At 76.6% G+C, this 3,304-nt stretch carries 2 protein-coding genes; one reads left to right on the top strand and one right to left on the bottom strand.

What is annotated here, in order from left to right:
* Positions 1-1,586 (top strand): regulator (locus FNQ90_RS17125; protein WP_182607186.1); only part of this gene is annotated, 1,586 nt, incomplete at its 5' end.
* Between the two features lie 140 nt (positions 1,587-1,726).
* Here the strand turns inward: FNQ90_RS17125 and FNQ90_RS17120 are convergent.
* Positions 1,727-3,124 carry an FAD-dependent oxidoreductase gene (locus FNQ90_RS17120; RefSeq protein WP_182607185.1) on the bottom strand — a complete coding sequence of 466 codons (1,398 nt, stop codon included), beginning with the start codon at positions 3,122-3,124 and terminating at the stop codon, positions 1,727-1,729.
* Between the last annotated feature and the right edge of the window lie 180 nt (positions 3,125-3,304).

Raw genomic sequence — 3,304 nt, 5'->3', positions numbered from 1 at the left:
GCCAACTCGCCGCGCTCATCGCGGAAGCGGGCTTCTCCCACGCCGGGCTGGCCAGGCGGGTCGATCAGTTGGGCCTGGAGCACGGGCTGGACCTCCGCTACGACAAGACCTCCGTCACCCGATGGCTGCGCGGCCAGCGGCCACGGGGGACCACCCCGGCGCTGATCGCCGAGGTGTTCACCCGCCGGCTGGGCCGTCGTCTCTCCGCCCGCGACCTGGGCCTGGAGGCGTGCGCGCCGGTCTACGCGGGTCTGGAGTTCGCCGCCGGCCCGCACGAGGCGGTGGAGATCGTCTCAGGGCTCTGGCGCAAGGACACCGGCGGCTACGCGGAGCTCAGACGCATCGCCTTCACCCCGGCGGGGCTGGTGGTGCCCAGCCGCGACTGGCTGATCGGTCGTCCCGACGAACGGGTCTCGCGCGGCGTTCCCGCCCCCGGCGGGCCCGGCGCCCCCCTCGGTGATCGGGTGGATCGCGCCGCCCGGGTTCCCGAGCAGGGGCGCGGCGCGGGCGGGCGCGTCCCCCCGGGCCCCGGCGGGCCGGGCACCGGCCCCGCCCACGCCGTCCCCGGCGTGCCGGCGCCCCTGGCCATCGGTGCCCGGGGCGGAGCCGTACCGGCCGGGCGCGACCCGGTCGAGCGGGGCCCCGGCCGGCGGGTCACGGCGGGAGACCTCGCCGCCCTGCGCTCGGTGGCCGAGCTGTTCCGCACCCTCGATCACGCCTACGGAGGAGGTCACGCCCGCCAGGCGCTGATCCGCTACCTCGAGCACGAACTGGAGCCGCTGCTGCGCGGTACCTACGGGGAGCAGATGGGCCGGCGGCTCTTCGGCGCCGCCGCCGACCTCACCCGGTTGGCGGGGTGGACCGCCTACGACATCGGGGCGCACGGTCTGGCCCAGCGGTACTTCGTCCAGGCGCTGCGGCTCTCGCAGGCCGCCGGGGACCGGGTGCACGGTGCCTTCGTGCTCGCCGCGATGAGCCGTCAGGCGGCTCACCTGGGGCACGGCCGGGAGGCGGTGCAGCTCGCCCGGGTGGCCCAGCAGGGTCTCTCCGGCACCGCCCCGCAGCAGGTGCACGCCCTTCTGCACGCCGCCGAGGCGCGCGGGCACGCGCTCCTGGGCGACGCGCGTTCCTGCACCGCGGCCCTCGCCCGGGCCGAGCGGGCGATGGAGATCGTCCGCCCGGGGGAGCGCAACGGGGAACGTTCCGGGGAGCGGCAGGGGGAGGACGTGCCGCCGTGGATCCGGTTCTTCGACGAGGCACAGCTCGCCGACGAGTTCGCCCACTGCCACCGCGACCTCCAGCAGTACCGCTCGGCCGCGCGGTACGCCGACCGGGCCCTGCAACTGCGGGCGCCGGCGTACGCGCGCAGCCGGCTCTTCACCCGGGTGGTGTTGGCCACCGCCCGCCTGGGTCTCGGTGAGGTGGAGCAGGCATGTGTGCTCGCCGCCGAGGCGGCCCAGCAGGCGGTGGAGATGCGTTCGGTGCGTGCCCACGAGTACCTGCGGGACTTCGAGCGCAGGCTGGAACCGCACCGTGACACCACAGCCGCCCGGAGCTACCGCGAGCGGATCTCCGCCACGGGCTGAACCGGCCCGTGCCGGAAGGGCCGGCGGGCCCCGCCTCCTCCTCCGGGGCACCCGCCGGCCCACCCGGCTCGCTCACGGGTCCTCCGGGCGGCCCCGGCGGGCGGCCGGGTGCCGGGTGCCGGGGGCGCGCCCATGGGTGTTCAGGCCGCGGCGTGCGCGCCCGTGGTCGTCCGGCGCACCCCCAAATCGTCCAGCACGGCCTCGGCGGCCAACCGGGCGGAGGCGAGTTCGCCGCCGGGTCCGGGGGTCGCCCGGTGCCCGCCGCAGACGTACAACCCCTCCAACAACCTGGTCCGCCGGCGCGGGGCGTAGGGCGGCGGAAGCGCGGTGGTGGCCATCGGGTCGTGGTGCGCCGCCAGCAGTTCCCACTCCTCGGCGGGGACGCCGTGCAGTTGGGTGAGTTGGCTCCGGGCGGCCTTGTCCAGGGTCTCGACCGGTTCACCGGCCTCCGGCCCCAGCACGACGGAGGTGATCAGCGCGCGGCCGTCGGGGGCCCGTTCGGCGTCCACCGCGGAGACCGCCGTGGTGTGCGCGACCGGTCCCCGCCGGACGGTGTCGACGATCAGGGCGGGGTCCGCGTCAAGAAGGCCCTCCGTCGTGTGGTGCAGCACCGTCACGGGATGGTGGTCGGGACGGCGCAGACCGGGCAACAGTCGCGCGGCCTCCTCCGCGCCGGTGGCCACGATCACCGCCCGGCAGCTCAGGGTGCCGTGGTCCACCGTCTCCACCTCCCTGGTGCGGACCGTCGAGACCCGGACGCCGGTGCGCACGCATCCTGCGGGCAGGTCGGCCGCGAGGCGATCCGGCAGCCGCTGGGCCCCGCCCGCGATCAGGGCCAGTCCCCGGCGGGCGAAGGCGCGCAGTCGCAGGTCACCCAGATGACAGGAGGTGCCCAGCAGGGGGTCCCCCAGCAGGGCGGTCAGCAGGGGGCGCAGGGAGCCGTCGGCGATCCGGGCGGGAACCCCGCGCGCTTCCAGGGCCCGCTCCACCGAGGTGTCGGGGCGGCCCGCCAGTCGATCCTCGTCGAGGACGGCCAGTCGCCCGAGGTTGGCGCGCAGCCACGCGTGGTCCAGCGCGCCGACCAGGGAACGGCCGCCGTGGCGGGGCAGGCCGCCGAAGCGGTGTCCGGAGCCTCCCAGGCGGTGGGAGCGGTCGTCGGCGTGCAGCAGGACCCCGCCGGTGACGCCGCGGAAGGGGGGTGGGACGAGGAGGTGGCGGCCCAGTTCCGGGCCGTCGAGGCCGGGCAGGGCGGGCCACCAGCCGTGGTCGAGGCGGAAGCCGTCCCGATCCTCGGTGGCCATGCGCCCGCCGATCCGCTCACGGGCCTCCAGCACGGTCACCGGAAGGCCGGCCAGGGCGAGCAGGCGGGCGGCGGCCAGACCGGCGGGTCCCGCTCCCACCACGACGACGTCGGCCGCCGACGCCGCCCGGTCGGACTCCGGGCTCCCGTTCCCGGTCGGCAGCCGGCCCGGCGGAGCGGGGCGGGGGAACTGCCCGGCGGGCGCGTCGTGGGCGGTCGGGCGTTCGGGACGATCCATGGGATCGGGTGTTCGGCTGTCGAGCACATGCCCTCCCGTGGGTGATCGGTCGGCGCGACCCCGGGATGGGTCGTTCCGCCGCCGGAAGTCTGTTCGCCTCATGCCCACCGATGCGCCGGGAAATACCCGGAACCTCCCATCGTGAACCGGGGGAGGTCCGGGCGGGGGAGAAGGCCTCGT

This window comes from Streptomyces alkaliphilus (genome assembly GCF_014141535.1).
Lineage (GTDB): Bacteria > Actinomycetota > Actinomycetes > Streptomycetales > Streptomycetaceae > Streptomyces > Streptomyces alkaliphilus.
Note: the sequence above shows the minus strand (reverse complement) of the source record. Positions and strands in the feature narration are given on the sequence as shown.

Bases quoted from the DNA above. Each gene is read 5' to 3' on its own strand.
- FNQ90_RS17120 (WP_182607185.1), bottom strand. From the start codon at position 3,124: ATGGATCGTCCCGAACGCCCGACCGCCCACGACGCGCCCGCCGGGCAG.